Below are 20,108 nucleotides of genomic sequence, written 5' to 3' on the forward strand. Positions count from 1 at the left end.
TCGTGCGATGGGGGGACTGGGGAGCCGCCCCTCCCGTCACCAGGACGGGGTGTGCAGGATCTCCAGTACGGCTGCGGAGAAGCTGAAGCCCGCGCCGGCCGCGACGACGAGGACGAGGTCGCCCGGTCCGACGGCGCGTTCCAGGACGAGGTGTTCGATGCCGAGGAACTGGTCGCCGGGGCCGACATGGCCGTACTTGCGGCCGACCTCCCAGGTGCTCTGCTTCTCGGTGAAGCCCAGCAGGTCGAAATTCTCGGGGGTCTTGTTGCGGTGGACGTGCGGGGTGACGACGCGGGCGATGTCCTCGGTCGACACGCCCGCCTCGGCCAGCACGCGCCGGGTGGTGGACATCAGGGCGGCCTCGTAGCGTTCCCAGGAGCCCTCGGCCTCCGGGGTGGCCGCGTGCTGCGCGCCGCGATCGATCAGCCGTACCTCGGGGCCGGGCTGGAGGGCGAAGGGCTCCAGGCCGCGGTTCCAGCGCTCCAGCGAGTTGTCGGCGCCCAGGGTGGCGGCGACCACCCGGGCGAAGCCGGTGCGGCCGGACAGCAGCAGGGCGCTGCCGCCGTCCGCGAAGATCAGGTTCATCTGGACGTTCCAGCGGTCCACCCAGGGCGGGGCGAACCGGTCGCCGGTGGTGAGCAGCACCTCGGTGGCGAGGCCGGAGGTGAGGTATCCGGCGGCCAGGCTCAGCGAGCCGACGGCCGCGTTGCAGCGCTGCTGGAGGTCGAAGGCGGGGGCGCCGGGGCCGACGGTCTCGTTCGCGACGTAGGCCGCGGCGGGCCACATGTCGTGGCCCTGGTAGCTGCCGGAGGAGTGCAGGACGAGGCCGACGTCCGCGGGCGCGACGCCGGAGCGCTCGACGGCGAGGCGGCCCGCGCGTACGGCCATCTCGGGGCCGGAGAGTTCGTCGGAGACGGCGATGTGCTCGAAGCCGAGGTCGCGGTGCTCCGCGTCCACCAGGCCCTCGGCGGTGGCCTGTGCCACGGTGATCGTGTCCGGTATCCACGACCCGGCCGACGCGATGAAGAGGTCGTTGTCGAATCTCATACTGCTGCTTCTCTCTCGGATGGGTGGCCTCGGCAGTACGTCGGGGAGAGACCGACGAGCGCCGTGTCGGCGGGCCGCCTTGCACCATCTCGCGTCCCGCTGACACGGCGCTGACGCGCGCCGTTTCCCCCGGTCAGCTCACAGCGGTGGCCACGGTCCGCTGGAGCCGGTGTGCGAAGTGGGCGGTGACGGCCTGGGCGTGGGTGTCGATGTAGAAGTGGCCGCCCTCGTACTCGTTGTGTCCCAGGTACGACGGGGTGCGCCCGGCCCAGTGGGTCATGGCGTCCGGGGCCTCCTGGAGCGGGTCGCTGCGGCCGCCGTAGGAGGCGAGCGGGCAGCTGACGCCGGCGCCGTCGTCGTCGTAGTCCCCGGCGACCCGCAGGTCGGAGCGCAGGGCGGGCACGACCAGGGCGAGCATCTCGGGGTTGTCGTAGACCTCGGCCGGGAAGGAGCCCAACTTCTTGATCCACTCGATCAGTTCGGGCTCGGGCATCCGGCTCTGCTCCTCCGTCGGCTTGAAGAAGCCGACCGGCGACCAGCCGGACATGCCAACCATCGCGGGGACCGGGCCGCCCTCCTCCTCCATGCGGATGGCGAGCCGGAAGGCCAGCTGGGCCCCGAGGCAGTGGCCGAAGAACGCGAACGGACGGTCGTCGAGGTCGTTCAGGACCGCCTCGTGCAGAGCTTCGAGCAGCGGCCAGAAGTTCTCGTAGGTCTCCTCCTCGCGCCGGTTGTGCCGGCCGGGGAGGGTGACGGCCTGCGGGGAGATGTCCGGCGGCAGCAGGCGTTCCCAGTCGCGGTAGATGATGGCGCCGCTGCCCGCGTGGGGCAGCAGGAACAGCCGGACGGAGGCGTCGGGCGAGGGCTCCACGGGGTGGAACCAGTGTCCCTCGCTGGACATCTGGCTGCCGATGGTGCCGATGGCGGTGGTCACGACTGCGTACTCCCTACGGTGGGTGCGGTGCCGAGGGCGCGTACCGCGGGCAGCAGCACCTCGGCGATCTCCTTCAACTGGGGCTCCGGGTCGAGGGATCCGATGCGGATCACCAGGTGCCGGGCGCCCGCGCGGACGTATCCGCCGAGCCATTCGGCGCACTTCTCGGCACTGCCCCAGGCGTATGCCTGGATGGTGCTCATCTGCTCCAGGGAGCGGCCGTAGTAGTGGCTGATGTAGTGCTCCAACTCGGCCTCGGCGGTAGCCTCGTCACTGTTCACGGTGACCGTGGCGTACAGCCCGGGGACCACCGTGCGCCCCGCCTCCGCGGCGAGTTCGCCGAGCCGGGCGGCGGCCCGGCCGTAGGCGTCGACGTCGGGCAGGAAGGGCAGCCAGCCGTCGTAGCGGGTGGCGGCGCGGGCGAGCACCTTGGGGGTGTCGCTGCCGGCCAGCCACAGCGGCGGACCGCCGGGCACGGCGGGCGACGGCAGCCGGTCCAGGTTCTCCGCCTGCCAGAACCTGCCCTCGAACTCGCTGGGTTCGCCGTCCTCGCCGGCCCGCCAGGCGGCGCGCCACAGCGCGGCGATCTCGTCCAGGCGGCCGACGCGGCCCTGGAAGGAGGCGCCGACGGACTCGAACTCCGCCTCGGTCTCGGCCATCGGGAAGCCCGAACCCAGGCCCAGGATCAGCCGGTCGGCGGCCACATGGCTGAGGCTCGCGATCATGTTGGCGCCGATGAGGGGGTGGCGCAGGGCGGGGGTGAGCGCGGCGGTGCCGACGGTGATGCGCCGGGTCGCGGCGGCGGCGGCCGACAGCACGACCAGCGGGTCGAGGCGGGGGCGGGCGGTGAGCGAGTCGCCGGCCCACAGCGAGTCGAAGCCGAGCGCCTCGGCCTGGCGGGCGAAGTCCAGCAACGGGGCGGCCGCGTAGGCGCCGTTGATGGCCTGCTCGCGGGTGGGCAGGAGGATGCCGATCCGCAGCGGTTCGGTACTCATGGACGTGTCACTCTCCGCGGGGAGGTCGGGGAACGTGGTCATACGGCACTCCCGGCGACGGCCCTGGTCTCCGCCGTCAGCCGCTCGCGCACCGCGCGGCGCAGGATCTTGCCCGAGGGGTTGCGGGGCAGGGAGCCGGCGAAGTGGTAGGTGCCGGGGATCTTGTAGTCGGCGATCCGGCCGCGCAGGGACAGCAGGAGTTCGCGGGGGGTCGCTCTGGCGCCGGGGCGCAGGACGACCACCGCGTGCACGCTCTCGCCCCAGCGGTCGTCGTGCAGCCCGACCACGGCCACGTCGGCGACCGCCGGATGCGCGGCGAGGGCCTTCTCCACCTCGGCCGGGTAGATGTTCTGCCCGGCCACGATGATCGTGTCGTTGATGCGGTCGCACAGGTGGAGATAGCCGTCCTCGTCGAGGAATCCGGCGTCGCCCATGTGCAGCCACTCCCCCACCAGGGTGGTGGCGGTGGCCTCGGGCAGGTTCCAGTAGCCGAGCATCCGGGAGGGGGCGCGCACGCAGACCTGGCCGATGGCGCCGGGCGGCAGGACCGCGCCGTCGGGACCGACCACCTTGATCTCGTTGCCGGGGCAGGGCAGGCCCACCGAGATGAGCCGGGTGCTGCCCGCGTGGTGGTCGCCGGGCGGCAGGCAGACCGCGACGCTGCCGGTCTCGGTGCTGGCGTAGATCTGCGCGAACTCGCAGCGGTAGGTCTCCAGGCACTGCTTGAGCAGCGTCTCGGACATCGGCGCCGCGCCGTAGGCGATCTTGCGCAGGGAGGTGAACGCCTCGGGTCCGGCGCCGCGTTCGGCGGCCATCGCCTGGAGCATCGCGGGTGCGGCGAAGGTGGTGGTGACGCCGTGCTCGCGGATGAGGCGGACGGCCTCCTGCGGGTCGAACTGCGGCATGATCACATTGGTGCCGCCGGCGTTGAAGGTGTGCAGGAACCAGCCGATGCCGGCGACGCCGAAGCCCGGCAGGGAGATCAGGGCGACGTCCTCGGGCAGCCAGTCGATCCAGTCCAGGCCCCGCTCGCGGCTGGCGTGCGGCAGGGTGAAGAAGCTGCGGTGGGCGAGGATGGCGCCCTTGGGCAGCCCGGTGGTGCCGCTGGTGTAGATCTGGATGACGGCGTCGTCGGGTCCGGTGCCGGGCGCCGGGTCGGTCTCGGGCTGGTCGGCGGCCCAGGCGAGCAGTCCGGCGCCGCGGGCGGGTTCGCCGTCCACGTCGGTGCCGTCGACCCGGATCACCTTGCGCAGGCCGCGCAGCTGGGGCCGTACGGCGGCGACGGTGTCCCAGAACTCGTCGTCCACGAAGATCAGCGTGGCGCCGGAGTCGCGCAGGATGTGGTCGACCTCGCCCGGGGTGAGCCGCCAGTTGACCGGCACCAGGACGGCGCCCGCCTTGGCGCAGGCGATCATCACGAGGTAGTAGTTCGCGGACTCGCGGCCGAGGTAGGCGACCCGGTCGCCGTGCCGTACCCCGCTGGTGTGCAGGGCGTGCGCGGCGCGGTTGCTGTCGCGGTGCAGCTTGTCGTAGGTGGTGACGTGCCCGTCGCAGATGATCGCCGGGTGGTCGGGGCGGGTGCCGGCGTGGGCACGGGCGGAGTGGTGGAGCGTCCAGCGCTCCCTCGGTATGTCGCTCATGATGATGTGCCGTCTCTGTCGAACTGTCCGACCGTCACGCCGCGGGCGCCGGGGCGAGCTGCCCGTCGACGAACTGGGCCAGCGCGCGGACCGTGGGGTGGTCGTGGGTGAGGGAGGCCGGCAGGGGCAGCCGGAACGACTGCTCCAGTGCGGCCTTGACCTGCTGGGCCATCAGGGAGTCCAGGCCCAGCGACACGAACTCGCTGTTCAGATCCAGCTCGTCGCCCTCCTCCAGGTGCAGGACGGCGCCGACCTTCTCGCTCACCACGCCGGTGACGGCGGCGAGCCGTTCGGCGTCGGGGAGCGCGGTGAGGGCGGTGAGGTCGAGACCGGTGCCCTCCTCGCCGCCCCGGCGGGCGAGCCGGTCGAAGAAGAGGTCGCCGTTGACGCTGCCGGAGACGTAGCGGTCCCAGTCGAACTCGCCGACGATCCGCTGGGTGCGGGGCCGGCCCCAGAGCCGGGCCAGGGTGTCCAGGGCGCGGGTCGGGGAGAAGAAGCGGACGCCGCTGCGTTCGATCTCCTGGCTGAGGTGCTCCTCCAGCCGGGCGGACATGCCGACCCGGGCCCAGGCGCCCCAGTTGACCGACAGGCCCGGCACCCCGCGCCGGCCGCGCCATTCGGCGAGCGCGTCGAGCCCGGCGCTGGCGGCGGCGTAGTGGCCCTGGGTGGCGCCGCCGAGGACGGAGGCGATGGAGGAGTAGGTGACGAAGAACTCCAGGTCGGGGAAGGAGTTCTCGGCGGCCTCGTGCAGCAGCCAGCCGCCGTACGCCTTGGCCGCGAGCTGGGCGTCGATGGACTCCCAGGTCAGCTCGGAGACCAGCTTCTTGTCGTAGGAACCGGCGGCGTGCACGATCCCGCCGAGCGGACGCGAGCCCGCCGCCAGGTGCCGGACCAGCCGCTCGACGTCCCCCGGCCGGGAGATGTCGGCGCGTACGACGTCGATCTCGGTGTCGGCCGCGAGGTCGGCGAGGACCGGTGCGGCCTCCTCGGTGGCCTTGCCGCTGCGGCTGACCAGGGTGAGGTGGCGGGCGCCGAGCGCGGCCAGCTTGCGGGCGGTGACCAGACCGAGGCCGCCGAGACCGCCGGTGACCAGGTAGGTGCGGTCGGCGCGGAGCCCGGCGGGCCCCTCGTCGGCCGGCTCGGGCCGCTCCTGGAGGTCCGCGGGCAGGGTCACCCAGGCGGGTCCGGCCGGGTCGGACAGGGCGGTGCGCAGGGCCTCGCCGGTCTCGTCCAGGCCGAAGCGGAGGCCGGAGCCGTCCTCGCCGCCGGCCGGTACGACGGCGACCGCGGGCACGGTGAGCGTGGCACGGAAGGTCCCGTCATGGCGGACGAGGACCTCGTCACCCGGCGCGAACCCGGTGCCCTCGGCCGCCGCGAGGACCGAACCCCGGGCCAGCTGACCGAGCAGCGGCGGCAGTTCGGCCTCGCCCGTCTCCTCGGCGCGTTCGGCGCGCCCGGTGTCCAGGGCGGCGCGGGCGTCCTCGGCGGTCAGGCCGACGGCGCTCACCCGGACCTGGACCTCGTCCGCTCCCGGGGCCCGGTCGGCGACCGGCACGAGCACCAGGTCGGACAGGTCTCCGGAGTCGGGGGCGCGCAGCTCGAAGCCGCCGGACCAGGTGAGGCTGGTGTCACCGGCGAGCAGCCGGCGCACATAGCGGCGGCCGGGCCGGTGGGCGACCTGGTACTCGCCGGCCGGCTCGGTCCGCCACTCCTCGGCGAGCGGGGCGAGGCCGCTGCCGGGGGCGAGGTCGACCAGGGTGGCCCGGTACTGGGCGTACTCGGTGAGCAGCACCCGCCCGAAGCCCCACAGGGTGGCGGCCGCCAGGTGGCCGCCGTCGCCGGCCGGGTCGCCGGGCAGCCACTGGGCGCCCTCGGTGACCAGCCACAGCCTCGGCGGGCGGTTCGCGCTCTCCAGCGCGGTCATGAGGGTGAGGAGTTCGCGGTAGTTGTCCTCGCACTCGGCGCGCATCCGCTCGGCGGACATCGGCCCGGAGCGCTGGTGCCACAGCCGGCAGATGTCGGTGACGGTGGGGTCCTCCAGGGCGGCCTTGAGATCGGTGAGATCGGGCAGCCAGGTGACCTTGAGGCCGGGTTCGGCGGCCAGTTCGGCGGCGCGGGCGGCCGAGGGGTCGAGGAGGACGACGTGCCGGGCGGCGGGGGCGCCGCCGCGGGCGGGCAGGGCGCGCCGCACCCACTCGGGGCGGTGCAGGAACTGGCGGCGCCCGGCGCGGCCCTCGGGGCGGGCCATGCGCACCCCGAGGAGTTCGGCGACCGGGTCGCCGTTCTCCAGCAGCAGCACATCGGCGAGGCGCCGGTCCTGCTCGCCGCGGACCCGGGCGAGGACGCGCAGCTGCTCGCCGCGCGGCTTGCGGAAGTGCCGTACGGAGGCGATCTCGCGGGGCACGAACACCGGTCCCTCGGGGTCGAGGACGACCAGCGCCTGTACGGCGGCCTCCAGCAGCTCGGCCGGGACGTGCTCGACGGCACTGGCGTCGCGGCCGGTCAGCTCGCCGGAGACCAGGCCGTCGCCGTGCCGGGCGGCCCTGACCAGCAGGCGCATGCGGGGGCCCTGGGGGCGGCCGACGGAGGCGAGGTCGGTGTAGATGTCCTCGTCGTCGATGTGCTGGGCGGCCGGGGCGAGCCCCGCGTCCAGCTCGGCCAGCTCCGAGACCGGGACCAGGGGTTCGGGGTCGGCGGCGACCGTGGCGGTGGCGTGCAGGTTCTCCTCGCCGCCGACCAGCGTGTACACCTCGACCTCGGCGCCGCCGTCGGGGCGGGGCCGCCAGCGGGTGGTCAGCGCGGTGACCGTCTCGGCGGACAGCTCCAGGGGGGCCAGCAGCCTGAGGTCGCGGACGGCGTTGCGGGCGTGGCCCTGCACCGCGTCCTGCACCGCGAGCAGCAGGTCGACGTAGGCGCCGGCGGGCAGCACCGTGCGGTCCTCGGCGGCCAGGTCGGCGAGCGCGCCCAGCTCCTCGGGCATGAACTCGGCGGTGAACTCCCTTACCCCGCTGGCGAATCGCTCCTCGGTGCCGAGCAGCGGGTGGCGGGCGGTGCCGTTCGACGCGGAGCGCCGCGGGGTGACGGAGGGCAGCCAGTAGCGCTTGCGCTGGAAGGCGTACGTCGGCAGGTCCACCCGGGCGGGGGCGGGGTGCCCGGCGTGGTAGCCGTCCCAGGCGACGGTGAGCCCGGCCGTGTAGCCCTCGGCGAGGGCGCCCAGCGTGGTCGCGGTGGTGGTGTCGCGGCGGCGCAGGCTGGCCAGCCAGACGTGGTCCTCGACGGTGACCGAGCGGCGGGCCAGCGCGGTGAGCCCGGCCTGCGGGCCGACCTCGATCAGGGCGTGCCGGCCGCGCTTGGCGACGGCGCGGATGCCGTCGAGGAAGCGCACGGGCTCGCCGATGTGCCGCACCCAGTAGCCGGGGTTGCCGATCTCGCGGAAGCGGGCGAGCCGGCCGGTGACGTTGGAGATGAGGCTGATCTTCGGCTCGTGGAACTCGATGCCGTCGAGGGCGGCGCGGAAGTCGTCGTAGACCTCGGCCATCAGCGGGGAGTGGAAGGCGTGGGAGACCTTGAGCCGCTCGACGCGCACGCCCCGCTCGGTGAGCGCGGCGCTCACCTCGTCCAGGGCCGCGGTGGCGCCCGATATCACCGTCTGGTCGGGGGCGTTGACCCCGGCGACGGCCAGGTCCGCGTGGCCCTCCAGGAGCGGGGCGACGTCCTCCAGCGGCGCGGAGACGGCGGCCATGCCGCCCTCGGCGGTGACGGCCTGCATCAGCCGGGCGCGGGCGGCGACCAGCCTGACCGCGTCCGGGAGGCTGAACAGCCCGGCCACGGCGGCGGCGACGACCTCGCCGATGCTGTGCCCGATGAGCACGTTGGGCTTGACGCCCCAGGCCATCCACTGCTGGGCGAGCGCGTACTCCAGGGTGAACAGGGCGGGCTGGGTGTACTCGGTGCGGTCGATGGCCTCGGGGTCGGCGGCGGTGCCGAGCAGCAGCTCGCGCACCGAGCGGCCGAGGTGGGCGGCGAACAGCTCGTCGCAGGCGTCGACCTCCGCGCGGAAGACCGGGAGCGCCGCGTAGAGGGCGGCGCCCATGCCGGCGTACTGGGAGCCCTGGCCGGTGAACATGAATGCGGTCTTGCGGATGCCGGTCGGACCCTCGTGCTCGCGCTCGGCGGCCTTGTCGAGGAGCTTGACGAGGGCAGCACGGTCGGCGACGGGGGCGGCGACGCGGTACGGGTGGTGGGCGCGGGCGGTGTTGGCGCTGTGGCAGAGCGCGGCGACGGAGATCTCGGGCCGCCGCTCCAGCAACGCCCGGTAGTCCGCGGCGAGTTCACGAAGAGCGGTCGCGTTCTTCGCGGAGAGGGTGAACAGCGGTGCGGCGCCCGTCTGTTCGGTCTCTTCGGCGGGATGCTCCGGGGCCTCCTCCAGGACCACCGCGCCGATCGTCCCGGCGAACCCGAAGCTGTTGACGACGGCGCGCTTGACCTCCGCCTTCCAGGGCTCGGGGGCGGTGGGCACGCGCAGCGGGTACAGGTCCCAGGGGATGCGCCCGGAGGGGTTGTCGAGGTTGATGTGCGGGTAGATGGTGCCCGAGCGCAGCATGAGCACCGTCTTGATGACGCCGACGATGCCCGAGGCCGGCTCCATGTGGCCGAGGTTCGTCTTCACCGAACCGACCACCACGGGCTGGTCCTTGGTGTGCGAGTCCACGAACACATCGCCGATGGCGCCGAATTCGATGGGGTCGCCGAGCGGGGTGCCGGTGCCGTGCGCCTCGACGTAGCTGATGTCCTCGGGCGCGAGGTGGGCCGCGCTCAGCGCGCTGCGGATGACCTTCTCCTGGGCGGGCCCGTTGGGCACGGTCAGGCCGGCGCTGTCGCCGTCCTGGCCGACGGCGGTGCCGCGCACCAGGGCGAGCACCCGGTCGCCGTCGCGCTCGGCGTCGGAGAGCCGCTTGAGGACGACGATGCCGCAGCCCTCGGCGCGGGCGTATCCGTCGGCCGCCTCGTCGAAGGTCTTGCACTGGCCGTCCGGGGCCAGCATCTGCGCGTTGGAGAACATGACCGGGATGCGCGGGTGGTGCAGGGCGTTGACGCCGCCGCACAGCGCGATGTCCGTCTCGCCGCCGCGCAGCGCCTGCACGGCCAGGTGCAGGGCGACCAGCGAGGAGGAGCAGGCGGTGTCCACGCTCATGCTCGGACCGCGCCAGCCCAGGAAGTAGGAGAGCCGCCCGGACAGCGGGAACATGGTGATGCCGGAGGCGAGATGGCCGTCCAGCTCCTCGTACGGCAGCGAGTCCAGCTCGAGCGCGTAGTCGATGGAGCTGGCGCCGATGTACACGCCGCCGTTGCCGCGGCGCAGCGGGGCCGGGTCGATGCCGGCGTGCTCCAGCGCCTGCCAGGCGGTCTCCAGCAGCAGCCGCTGCTGGGGGTCCATGTACCGGGCTTCCTTCGGCGAGATGTTGAAGAAGCCCGCGTCGAACAGGTCGATGCGGTCGAGGAACCCGCCCGCCGAGGCGCGGATCTTGCCCTTGTCGTCGGGGCCCTCGGGGGTGAACGCCTCGACGTCCCAGCGATCGGTGGGGATGGGGCGGATTCCGCTGCGGCCCTCGCGCAGAAAGTCGTCGAACTCCTCGGGCGAGCCACTGCCGCCGGGGAACCGCAGACCGATTCCGACGATCGCTACCGGCTCGGGCGCCTGCGCTGATTCCTTACGCGGCATGGAACGACTCCTCAAGCTTCCTGGACGGCCTGGGTCAGGTGGTCGACGAGGTGGGTGATGGTCGGCTCGTTGAAGAGCACATTGACGTTGATCGACAGATCCAGGAGCTGTTCCAGGCTCTGGCGTATCTCGGTCAGGCGCAGCGAGGTGAGCCCGAGATCGAAGTAGGAGATGTCGACGGGGAGGTCCTCGGAATCGTCCATGAGAAGAACGACCTTGAATTTCCTGAGGACGATTGTCTCGATTTCCTCGGTCAGTTCGCTGCGCGGCAGATCACGTAGCCGCTGGATGGTGCTGTCGACGGGTGACATGCGCCTCATGCAAGCAGCGGCGGCTGACGCACCACTGACGGCGCGGGTGGGGCGGGTTGGCTGGATCAGTCGGGTGTCAGCGCCGGATCAGATTCCGCTGTCACGCTCGCATTGCTTCAAGAAATCCACACGCCATATCCGAAAGGCTGAAGATGCTTCGCGAAGCCGCGCAGGAGGAGAGTGCTGAGGCACCTTCCGGATTGAAGAGTTACGACCTCTACATCGCGGGCAAAGACGTCGCCGGCGACGGCTGGGTGTACACCGTCAGCGGGCGTTCCCTGCTGGAAGACGTGTTCACCAGCGTGAGCCTGAAGCGCTCCCTCGAACAGGACCCCGAGTCCGAGGCGGCCAAGCACCCCTACGTCGTGGGGCGTTGTGCGATCGCGGACGACGCTTCCATCGACCTCGCCACGCAGGCCGCCGCGGCGGCCGCCGCCGAGTGGCAAGCCGTACCGCTGGAGCGGCGGATGAAGCTCGGCACCCGCTTCCGCGAGGAACTGATCAAGCACGAGGACGAGTTCCTGCGGATGCTGGTCGCCGAGTCCCACCCCGTCAAGCTCGCTCGCTGGGAGCTGAGCTGCCTGCTCCAGATCTACGCGCCCGGATCGCTGCGCTGGTACGACAAGCAGATGCGGGTCGAGAAGGAGTACAACGGCCGCCGCCTGATCCTCCACCGCCAGCCCGACGGAGTGGTCGCCTTCAACCCGCCGCAGAACGCCCCGCTGCCGAGTGCCGCGCTGTGCGTGCTGGCGCTGATGGCCGGCAACGCGGTGGTCGTGCGGGCCCCCCGCAGTATCGCGCTCTCCACCATGTGGCTGCTGCGCGACATCGTCGCCCCGCTGCTGGAGGAGTTCGACGCGCCGCCCGGCGTGCTCAACGCGGTCTGCTCCAACCCGAAGCAGACCATGGACCGCTGGATAGCGGATCCGCTGATCAACGACATCTTCTACATCGGCGGCAGCCAGGAGGGCCTGCGCTTCGAGCAGCAGTGCGTCGCCCACGGCAAGAAGCCGATCCTCGAACTCGCCGGCAACGACGGCATCGTGGTCTGGAAGGACGCCGACGTGAAGTGGGCGGCCGAGGCGATCACGGAGGCGTTCTACGGCTCCGGGCAGATCTGCATGGTCCCCAACTACGTGCTGGCCCACCCGGATGTCGCCGAGGCGCTGATCGCCGAGGTCAAGGAGCAGGTCAAGGGCATCAAGCCGGGCCTGCCCGAGGAGGAGGACGTGCTGCTGTCGCCGGTGCGGCGCAGTGAGCGCTTCTTCCGGCTGCTGCGGCAGGCGCTGGACAACGGTGCCGAGCTGGTCACCGGCGGCAACCGCACCGAGGTGGACGGCACGGTCTCGGAGACGGGCGTGTTCCTCCAGCCGACGGTGGTCCGGGTGGACGGCCTGGACCGGGCACGGACGTACGACGTGGTCCGCGAGGAGACCTTCTTCCCGCTGATCCCGATCGTGGTCGCCGAACGCGATCATGACGACGCCCTGCTCGAATCGTTCCTCCAGTTCGTCAACAGCAACGACTACGGGCTGCGCAACTCGCTGTGGTCGCGCTCCGACCACGTGGTCGAGACCTTCGTGCGGCGCACCGTCAACGGCGGTCTGCTGAAGGTCAACGACTCCCACATCGGCTTCCTGCCGTATCTGCCGAGCCACGGCGGCACCGGCCGCACCGGCGGCGCGTTCGGCGAGGCCAACTACCCGATGCTCAAGACCTCCCACGTCCAGGGAGTCAGCATCGCCCGCGACGTCAGCCCGTACGACGCGGTCTTCGGCGCCTGAACCCACCCCGTCCCCGGAGGTTTTCCCGTGCGTACCCTCGATGTCGCCCGGACCGTGTGCGAGCGGTTCCACCCAGGACTGCTCAAGGAAATCGAGCAACTCCCTTACGAAGAGCGGGAGAAACCCGGCAGTCCGGTGATCGACCTGTTCCGCATCCACGGCGGTGTGGGCCTGCTGATCCCCGAGACGTACGGCGGTCACGGCGCGGCTCCGCTGGAGGCGCTGCGGGTGCAGCTGGCGCTCGGCGCCCTGTCGCCCTCGCTGGTCGCGGCCGTCTCCATGCACCACTTCACCGCGGCCATGCTGTACTCGCTCGCCGTCAAGTCGGGGCGGCTCACCGACGCGCAGACCCAGCTCCTGCACCAGATCGTGCCCGACCAGCAGGTGCTGGCCTCCGGCTGGTCGGAGGGCCGTACCGCCGCGAACATCCTCAAGCCGGCCGTGACCGCGCGCCCGGTGGAGGGCGGCTTCCTGCTCTCCGGCTCCAAGAAGCCGTGCAGCCTGTCGCGTTCGATGAGCCTGCTGACCGCGTCCACGGCGATCCACGGCGAGGACGGCGGCGAGCCCGAGCTGGCGCTCGCGCTGGTGCCGGCCGACGCGCCGGGCCTGACCGTGCAGCGGTTCTGGGCCAACGACCTGCTGGCCGGCGCCGAGAGCGACGAGGTGCGCCTGGAGGACGTGTTCGTGCCCAGCGAGATGGTGGTGCGGGCCGGCGCGGACGATCCCACGCGCCTGGACGACCTCCAGTCCGCCGGGTTCGTCTGGTTCGAGATGCTGATCTCGGCGGGGTACGCGGGCGCCGCGGCCGCGCTGGTCGAGCAGGTGCTGACCCGCAAGCGGGGCAGCGCGGACGAGCGGGCCGCGCTCGCCGTCGACATGGAGGCCGCGCTGGCCCTCCTCGAAGGCGTGGCCCGGGGCACCGGCCGCGAGCCGGGCGACGAGGAGTCGGTGGCGCGGGTGCTGGTGGCGCGCTACGCGGTGCAGAACGCGCTGCCGGGGATCGTGGCACGGGCGCTGGAGCTGCTCGGCGGGATGGACTTCATCACGAACTCCGCGTCCGCGCAGGCCGCGGCCGCCACGAGGGCGCTGGCCTTCCACCCGCCGTCGCGGATCGCCGCGTCGGAGCCGCTGCTGACGTACTTCGACGGAGGGCCGCTGGTTCTCGCGTAGTGCGGCCCCGCGCCCCTTCGGGGCGCTCCCCTGAACGGCATTGAAAAGTCCCCCTCTCTTGGAGTGAGTGACACGTGACCGTCTTGCACGATTCCCCCCACGCGCCCGTCGTCGACGACGAGGCCGAGATCCTCAACCTCTACCGGGCCCACCTGAGCAAGGGCCGGGCCACGCTCGCCGAGCTGTTCGGCAGCCACATGGAGGTGGCGTCCGAGGGCGCCTGGCTCACCACCAGCGACGGTGAGCGCTTCCTGAACGCGGGCGGCTACGGCGTGTTCATCATGGGCGCCCGGCACCCGATCGTCATGGAGGAGGTGGAGCGCCAGCTGCGCACCCACCCCACCGCGACCCGCATCCTGCTGGAGCCGACGGTGGCCCGCGCCGCCGAGGCGCTGGTGTCGGTGATGCCCACCGGCCTGGACCGGGTGCACTTCGCGCTCTCCGGCGCCGAGGCGGTGGAGACCGGTCTGAAGCTGGCCCGCGCGGGCGGCTTCAAGCGGACCATCTCGATGCGCGGCGGCTACCACGGCAAGACGCTGGGCGCCCTGTCGGCGACCGCGAAGGACGTCTACCAGGCGCCGTTCCGGCCGCTGATCCCCGACTTCCAGCACCTGCCGTTCGGCGACGCCGACGCCCTGGAGGCCGAGCTGCGCGCCCACCCGGGCGAGGTCTGCGTGATCCTGGAGCCGGTCCAGGGCGAGGGCGGCGTGATCATCCCGCCCAAGGGCTACCTCAAGCGGGTCGAGGAACTGGTCCGCGAGTACGAGGGCTTCCTCATCCTCGACGAGGTGCAGTCCGGCTTCGGACGGCTCGGCGAGTGGTGGGGCGCCGACCTCGAAGGCGTCGTACCGGACGTGCTGCTGGCCGGCAAGGCGCTCGGCGGCGGTGTGATGCCGGTGTCCGCGGCCGTCGCCACCCGCAAGGCGTTCCGCCCCTTCGACAAGGACCCCTACGTCCACACCGCCACCTTCTCCGGGCAGCCGGTGCTGATGGCCTCGGTGCTGGGCGCGGTCCGTGCCGTCAAGGAGGAGCGCCTGGTCACCCGCTCCCTGGACCTCGGCGCCCGGCTGCTGCCGCGGATCGCGGAGGTCGCCCACCGCAACATCCCCGAGCTGGTCGTGGACGTCCGCGGCCAGGGGCTGCTCATCGGCGTGGAGCTGGTCGAGGCGGGCCTCGCCGGCGAGCTGCTGATCGAGCTGTTCAACCACGGCGTGGTCGCCAACCACTCCATGAACGGCAGCTCGGTGGTCCGGTTCACCCCGCCCGCCGTGCTGAGCGACACCGACCTCGACTACCTCGTCAACTCCTTCGATCTGGCCACCCGGGATCTCATCAAGGGCGCGGCCACTATGCCGGAAGGCGGTAACTGATCGTGCGGCACGTAGAACTCGAATCCCTGATTCCCGCGGCGCAGGCCGAGGAGGTCCTGCACGCCGTACGGCGCTTTGAGAAGTACCCGGACCTCGCGCCGCACGTGAACGCGACCACCGTGCACTCCGCGTACCCCGAGCCCAAGCCCTCCTCCAGCTGGGAGCTGCACTTCCGCAGCGGTCTGCTGCGCTGGACCGAGGACGACACGGTGCTGCCGGAGGCGGGCGAGATCCGCTTCGAGCAGTCCGACGGCGACTTCGACTCCTTCACCGGTGTCTGGTCGGTCAAGCAGAAGGGCGAGGACGTCGTCGTCCGCTTCGACGCCGACTTCGACTTCGGCATCCCGAGCCTGGAGGGCATCCTCGACCCGATCGCCGAGCGGGTCATCAAGGAGACGGTCGCCTGGGCCCTGACCGGTCTGTACCCGGCCGTGCGCATCCAGGGCGGCATCGAGCTGAACACGCCCGCCACGGTCGGCGCGTAGCACCGCCGAAGGAGCTGACCATGGACCAGGCGAATCCCTTCGAGACCCCACGGACCTACTCGCTGCACCGCGCCGAGTACCTGGTGGGCCTCGCCGTCACCACCGGGATGATCATCTACCACTTCGGTGACATCCGCTGGCTGCCGGCGCTCGGGCTGTTCCTCTACATCGACCTGATCGGCTACATCCCCGGCGCCATCGCCTTCCGCAAGAGCGGCGGGCAGCCGATCCACAAGGCGTACTACGTCCTGTACAACGTCATGCACAGCCTCATCACCCAGGGCGCGGTCGCCGCGCTGTGGTGCCTGCTGGTCAAGCCGGAGTGGGCGCTGCTGGTGCTGCCGTTCCATCTCTTCGGCGACCGGGGCCTGTTCGGCAACTTCATGAAGTCCTTCGCGCTGCCCTTCGAGCCGGTGCGCCAGGAGGGGTACCTCCGCCTCCTGGACGACCTGGGGCTGCCGCATCCCAAGCCGGTGGGGCACGCGATGGACCCGGTGCCGGTCGGGCACGTCCCCGCGCGGCCCGTCGTCCGCGAGACGGAGGCCGTGCGATGACCACCGCCGCGACCCCGGTACGCCGGGCGGTGCGCCAGGACCCGGCCGAGCGCCGGCGGGCCCTGTACCACCTGGCCTCCGCGGTGTCCGTGCTCACCACGGGCCCCGAGGAACGGATGCACGGCACCACCGCGAGCACCGTCACCCTGGTCTCGCGCTCGCCGCTGCTGGTCGGGGTGGTGCTGCGGGCGGGCTCGTCCTTCGGCCGCCGCGCCGCCGCCGAGGGCCGGTTCGCGATCAATGTGCTCGGCGGCGAACAGGCCGACGTGGCACGGCGGTTCGCGGTCAGCTCGCGGCCCGAGGGCAGCGCGGCCTTCGCCGGCCTCGCCTGGACCACCGACCGCTACGCCCAGGCCCCGCTGCTCGCGGGCGCCCTCGCCCACTATGTCTGCCGGTTCCACTCCGCGCACACCGCGGGCGACAGCGAGCTGCTGCTCGGCCATGTCGTCCGGGCCACCGCGGACGAGGGCCTGCCGCTGCTGAGCTACACCGGCGGGCTGTACGCCGGTTCCCTGCGTCCGGCGAAGGAGACCGCCGCATCATGACCGCACCCGTTGCCCCCGAGGCCGACTGGGAGAAAGCCCCCGGCCTGCTGGACGGCGCGAAGGAACTCACCCTCGGCCCCGAGGAGTGCGACCTCGCCTACTGGTTCACCTCCGTCGCCCAGGGCACCCTGCGCGACCGAGGTGCCACCGGCCACCATGTGGACGCCCTCACCCCCGACTTCCTGAAGGCCCCCGGCCCGCTGCGCGAGGCCCTGATCCTGGAGTTCGGCTTCCGGGCCCTCTCCGAGGAGCTCGCCACCCGGCTGCTCGGCCACTACGTGACCATCGCGCCCTCCATCCCCGAGATGGAGTTCTACGCCACCCAGCTGATCGACGAGGCCCGGCACGCCCGTGTCTTCCGCCAGCACCTGGTGGATCTCGGCATCCCGCAGAGCGCCCTGCTGCGGGAGATCGAGGAGATGACCCAGGACTACCGCAAGCGGGTCCTGAACCCGGTGGTGGACTTCACGCTGGACATCGTCCGCGACAAGGCCGACTTCCCCGGCGGCGTGGGGGTGTTCGCCATCATCATCGAGGGCGTCCTCGCCCCCGCCGCCGAGCTCAGCGAGCGCAAGTGGACCCCGCTGTCCCCGGCGACCGGCGAGATCTCCCGCGGCACCGCCATCGACGAGATCCGCCACCTCACCGTGGCCAGCACCATCCTGCGCGACCACCTCGTCGAGCACCCCGAGTACACCCCCCGGCTCCTGGAGATCCTGCGCTCGGGCGTCAAGCTGTGGGACGAGCTGCCGGACCGCGAGTTCGTCATCCACCGCGAGGAGCTGTTCCAGGAAGGCATGTTCAAGCACGCCGACCTGATCGGCGACTACGAGGTCTGGCCGGGCGTCCGCCTCCTCGACACCACTCCCGACCAGCGCTACGACATGGCCGAGCAGTGGACCGACGAGATGGCCGAGGTCCGGATGGAGTACATGGGCCTGCCCGTCGAGGTCCTCGCCTCGGAGGCCGGCGCATGAGTACCGGGCGGGCGGCGGTCGTCACCGGGATCGGCTCGTACGTCCCGCCCAACATCGTCACCAACGAGGACCTCTCACGGCGCCTCGACACCTCCGACGAGTGGATCCGCACCCGTACCGGCATCGCCGAGCGGTTCTACATCACCCCCGGAACCACCACCGGCGACCTCGCGGTGGAGGCGGGCCTGCGGGCCCTGAAGTCGGCGGGCGACGAGCAGGTCGGCGCGGTGGTGCTCGCCACCACCACCCCGGACCAGCCCTGCCCCGCGACCGCCCCCCAGGTGGCCGCGCGGCTCGGGCTCGGCCAGGTGCCCGCCTTCGACGTGGCGGCCGTCTGCTCCGGGTTCCTGTACGGCCTCGCGTCCGCCGCCGGGCTGATCGCCTCCGGGGTCGCCGACAGCGTGCTCCTGATCGCCGCCGACGCCTTCACCACGATCATCAACCCGGAGGACCGCACCACCGCCGTGATCTTCGCGGACGGCGCGGGCGCGGTGGTACTGCGGGCCGGCTCGCCGGACGAACCCGGCGCGCTCGGACCGCTGGTGCTCGGCAGCGACGGCGAGCTGAGCCATCTGATCGAGGTCCCGGCGGGCGGCTCCAAGCAGCGCTCCTCGGGCCGCCCGGCCGCCCCGGAGGACCACTACTTCCGGATGCTCGGGCGGGAGACCTACCGGCACGCGGTGGAGCGGATGACCAGCGCGTCCACCGAGGCCGTCGAACGGGCCGGCTGGCGCCTGGAGGACGTCGACCGGTTCGCGGCACACCAGGCCAACGCCCGCATCCTGGAGGCCGTCTCGGACCGGCTCGACATCCCCGAGGAGCGGCGGCTCAGCAATATCGCGCGGGTCGGCAACACCGGTGCCGCCTCGATCCCGCTGCTGCTCGCCGAGGCCACCGCCGACGGGCGGCTGACCGCGGGGAACCGGGTGCTGCTCACCGCGTTCGGCGGCGGGCTCTCCTGGGGCGCGGCCACGGTCGTCTGGCCCGAACTCCAGACCATCTGACCGATCGTCAGAAAAGACCTTCGAAAGGAATCGTCATGCTGGAGCAGCTCAAGGAAATCCTGTCCAACAAGCTCAAGGTGTCGCCCGAGGCCATCACCCCCGAGGCCACCCGGGAGGACATCGAGCTGGACTCGCTGGCCGTCGTGGAGCTGTCGCTGCTGCTGAAGTCCGAGCTGGACCTGGACGTCAGCGACGACGACCTCCTGGAAGCCGAGACCGTGGCCGACATGGTCTCGCTGATGGAGGAGCGGAGCGCGAAGGTCTGATGGCCGCGATGGACATCGCCGTCACCGGGCTCGGTCTGATCACCCCCGGCGGGATCGGGGTCGGACCGAGCTGGGCGGCGGTCTGCGACGGCAGGCCGGCCGCGGCCCTCGATCCGGTGCTGGCCGACAACCCCGTACAGCTCTCCTGCCGGGTGCCCGGCTTCGATCCCGAGAGCCTGCTGAGCGCGCGCCGGGCCCACCGCCTGGACCGGTTCGTGCAGTTCGCGCTGGTCGCCGCGCACGAGGCGGTGGCCGACGCGGGTCTCGACCCGAGGACCTGGGACGGCGCCCGGGTGGGCGTGGTCCTCGGCTGCGCCGACGGCGGCCCTGGCACGGTCGAGGAACAGCACCATGTGCTGCGCGAGCAGGGCGCGGACCGGGTGTCACCCCTGCTGCTGCCGATGCAGCTGCCGAACATGCTGGCCGGTCAGACGGCCATCGAGTTCGGGGCGACCGGTCCCAACCTGGTGGTGGCCACCGCGTGCGCGTCCGGCGCGACGGCCATCGGCACCGCCCGGGATCTGCTGGCGCTCGGCCGCTGCGACATCGTGCTGGCCGGCGGCAGCGAAGCCATGATCACCCCGCTGGTCATGGCCGGGTTCGCCCAGATGGGCGCGCTGTCCAAGCGGCACGACGACCCGGCGTCCGCCTCCCGCCCCTTCGACGCCGACCGCGACGGGTTCGTGGCCGGCGAGGGGGCCGGAATCCTGGTGATGGAGCGCGTCGCCGACGCGCGGGCCCGTGGGGCGCACATCCACGGGCGGATCATCGGGTACGGCGCCACGGCCGACGCCCACCACATGACGTCGCCGCATCCCGACGGCGCCGGCATCGAGGCGGCGGTCCGCGCCGCGCTCGCCGACGCGGGCGCCGACCCCGACGACGTCGAGCACGTCAACGCGCACGGTACGTCGACGCCGCTGAACGACCTGTCCGAGGCACGGATGATCCAGCGGACGCTGCGCGGCGATCCGGTGGTGACGTCCACCAAGGGGGTCACCGGGCATCTGCTGGGCGCGGCGGGCGCGGTCGAGGCCGCGTTCACCGTGCTCAGCGTCGAGCACGAAATCATCCCGCCCACCGCCAACCTGGTGATGCCGGACGCCCGGATGGAGATCAAGCTGGCACAGACCCTGACCGAGATGCCGATCGATCTGGCGCTGAGCAATTCCCTCGGGTTCGGCGGGCAGAACACCGCTCTGGCGATCGCGCCCGCCTGAGCAGACGCCCCGCATTCCAACAGCCGTCCGCTGAGCACGTTCCGCGGGCGGCTGTTGGCCTTGACCCACCCCCCACAGTCCCCA

16 protein-coding genes are annotated in these 20,108 nt (G+C 72.1%); 10 read left to right on the forward strand and 6 right to left on the reverse strand.

Annotated elements, in window-relative coordinates; genetic code table 11:
- Window positions 1–36: 36 nt before the first annotated feature.
- The 6 genes from GHR20_RS08910 to GHR20_RS38300 form a co-directional block, all read right to left on the reverse strand.
- Window positions 37–1,047 (reverse strand): ketoacyl-ACP synthase III family protein, encoded by a 1,011-nt coding sequence (locus GHR20_RS08910; RefSeq protein ID WP_148026783.1) that lies wholly within the window; start codon window positions 1,045–1,047, stop codon window positions 37–39.
- Window positions 1,048–1,180: 133 nt separating this feature from the next.
- Complete coding sequence (locus GHR20_RS08915) at window positions 1,181–1,948, reverse strand: thioesterase domain-containing protein (RefSeq protein WP_148026914.1); 768 nt, start codon at window positions 1,946–1,948, stop codon at window positions 1,181–1,183.
- Window positions 1,949–1,977: 29 nt separating this feature from the next.
- Window positions 1,978–2,976 carry an LLM class flavin-dependent oxidoreductase gene (locus tag GHR20_RS08920; protein WP_153812881.1) on the reverse strand — a complete coding sequence of 333 codons (999 nt, stop codon included), beginning with the start codon at window positions 2,974–2,976 and terminating at the stop codon, window positions 1,978–1,980.
- A 38-nt stretch (window positions 2,977–3,014) separates the two neighbouring features.
- On the reverse strand, window positions 3,015–4,616 hold the full coding sequence (locus GHR20_RS08925) for a fatty acid--CoA ligase (RefSeq protein ID WP_111580953.1): 1,602 nt from the start codon (window positions 4,614–4,616) through the stop codon (window positions 3,015–3,017).
- Window positions 4,617–4,650: 34 nt separating this feature from the next.
- Window positions 4,651–10,338, reverse strand: a complete 5,688-nt coding sequence (locus GHR20_RS08930) for a type I polyketide synthase (RefSeq protein WP_153812882.1) — start codon at window positions 10,336–10,338, stop codon at window positions 4,651–4,653.
- Window positions 10,339–10,349: 11 nt separating this feature from the next.
- The gene (locus GHR20_RS38300; protein ID WP_237520301.1) at window positions 10,350–10,541 is read right to left on the reverse strand and encodes an acyl carrier protein; all 192 of its coding nucleotides are present in this window, start codon (window positions 10,539–10,541) and stop codon (window positions 10,350–10,352) included.
- 260 nt (window positions 10,542–10,801) lie between these two features.
- Between GHR20_RS38300 and GHR20_RS08940 the strand changes: the two genes are divergently transcribed.
- The 10 genes from GHR20_RS08940 (at window position 10,802) to GHR20_RS08985 (ending at window position 20,024) form a co-directional block, all read left to right on the forward strand.
- A complete protein-coding gene (locus tag GHR20_RS08940; RefSeq protein ID WP_037654324.1) occupies window positions 10,802–12,433 on the forward strand; it encodes an aldehyde dehydrogenase in 1,632 nt (543 codons plus the stop codon).
- Window positions 12,434–12,460: 27 nt separating this feature from the next.
- Entirely contained in the window at window positions 12,461–13,603 is a 1,143-nt protein-coding gene (locus GHR20_RS08945) for an acyl-CoA dehydrogenase family protein (protein ID WP_148026786.1), read from the forward strand.
- Between the two features lie 74 nt (window positions 13,604–13,677).
- Window positions 13,678–14,973 carry an aminotransferase class III-fold pyridoxal phosphate-dependent enzyme gene (locus tag GHR20_RS08950; protein WP_111580949.1) on the forward strand — a complete coding sequence of 432 codons (1,296 nt, stop codon included), beginning with the start codon at window positions 13,678–13,680 and terminating at the stop codon, window positions 14,971–14,973.
- Window positions 14,974–14,975: 2 nt separating this feature from the next.
- Window positions 14,976–15,458, forward strand: a complete 483-nt coding sequence (locus GHR20_RS08955; protein ID WP_111580948.1) for an SRPBCC family protein — start codon at window positions 14,976–14,978, stop codon at window positions 15,456–15,458.
- 20 nt (window positions 15,459–15,478) lie between these two features.
- Entirely contained in the window at window positions 15,479–16,012 is a 534-nt protein-coding gene (locus GHR20_RS08960; RefSeq protein ID WP_111580947.1) for a hypothetical protein, read from the forward strand.
- Window positions 16,009–16,557, forward strand: coding sequence for a flavin reductase family protein (locus GHR20_RS08965; RefSeq protein WP_111580946.1), 549 nt, complete (start codon window positions 16,009–16,011; stop codon window positions 16,555–16,557). Before GHR20_RS08960 ends, GHR20_RS08965 begins: the two co-directional genes overlap by 4 nt.
- A complete protein-coding gene (locus GHR20_RS08970) occupies window positions 16,554–17,534 on the forward strand; it encodes a VlmB-like protein (protein WP_111580945.1) in 981 nt (326 codons plus the stop codon). Before GHR20_RS08965 ends, GHR20_RS08970 begins: the two co-directional genes overlap by 4 nt.
- Complete coding sequence (locus tag GHR20_RS08975) at window positions 17,531–18,538, forward strand: beta-ketoacyl-ACP synthase III (protein ID WP_111580944.1); 1,008 nt, start codon at window positions 17,531–17,533, stop codon at window positions 18,536–18,538. Before GHR20_RS08970 ends, GHR20_RS08975 begins: the two co-directional genes overlap by 4 nt.
- A 35-nt stretch (window positions 18,539–18,573) precedes the next feature.
- Window positions 18,574–18,804, forward strand: coding sequence for a phosphopantetheine-binding protein (locus GHR20_RS08980; protein WP_111580943.1), 231 nt, complete (start codon window positions 18,574–18,576; stop codon window positions 18,802–18,804).
- Entirely contained in the window at window positions 18,804–20,024 is a 1,221-nt protein-coding gene (locus GHR20_RS08985) for a beta-ketoacyl-[acyl-carrier-protein] synthase family protein (RefSeq protein WP_148026787.1), read from the forward strand. The genes GHR20_RS08980 and GHR20_RS08985 overlap by 1 nt, the downstream gene beginning before the upstream one ends.
- The last annotated feature ends 84 nt before the right edge of the window (window positions 20,025–20,108 follow it).

It is taken from the genome of Streptomyces sp. SUK 48, from assembly GCF_009650765.1.
Lineage (GTDB): Bacteria > Actinomycetota > Actinomycetes > Streptomycetales > Streptomycetaceae > Streptomyces.

Coding starts and splice junctions, on each gene's coding strand:
- GHR20_RS08910 (WP_148026783.1), bottom strand. CDS start 1,047: ATGAGATTCGACAACGACCTCTTCATCGCGTCGGCCGGGTCGTGGATA.
- GHR20_RS08960 (WP_111580947.1), top strand. CDS start 15,479: ATGGACCAGGCGAATCCCTTCGAGACCCCACGGACCTACTCGCTGCAC.
- GHR20_RS08920 (WP_153812881.1), bottom strand. CDS start 2,976: ATGAGTACCGAACCGCTGCGGATCGGCATCCTCCTGCCCACCCGCGAG.
- GHR20_RS08925 (WP_111580953.1), bottom strand. CDS start 4,616: ATGAGCGACATACCGAGGGAGCGCTGGACGCTCCACCACTCCGCCCGT.
- GHR20_RS08915 (WP_148026914.1), bottom strand. CDS start 1,948: ATGTCCAGCGAGGGACACTGGTTCCACCCCGTGGAGCCCTCGCCCGAC.
- GHR20_RS08940 (WP_037654324.1), top strand. CDS start 10,802: ATGCTTCGCGAAGCCGCGCAGGAGGAGAGTGCTGAGGCACCTTCCGGA.
- GHR20_RS38300 (WP_237520301.1), bottom strand. CDS start 10,541: ATGGACGATTCCGAGGACCTCCCCGTCGACATCTCCTACTTCGATCTC.
- GHR20_RS08970 (WP_111580945.1), top strand. CDS start 16,554: ATGACCGCACCCGTTGCCCCCGAGGCCGACTGGGAGAAAGCCCCCGGC.
- GHR20_RS08975 (WP_111580944.1), top strand. CDS start 17,531: ATGAGTACCGGGCGGGCGGCGGTCGTCACCGGGATCGGCTCGTACGTC.
- GHR20_RS08985 (WP_148026787.1), top strand. CDS start 18,804: ATGGCCGCGATGGACATCGCCGTCACCGGGCTCGGTCTGATCACCCCC.
- GHR20_RS08930 (WP_153812882.1), bottom strand. CDS start 10,338: ATGCCGCGTAAGGAATCAGCGCAGGCGCCCGAGCCGGTAGCGATCGTC.
- GHR20_RS08965 (WP_111580946.1), top strand. CDS start 16,009: ATGACCACCGCCGCGACCCCGGTACGCCGGGCGGTGCGCCAGGACCCG.
- GHR20_RS08980 (WP_111580943.1), top strand. CDS start 18,574: ATGCTGGAGCAGCTCAAGGAAATCCTGTCCAACAAGCTCAAGGTGTCG.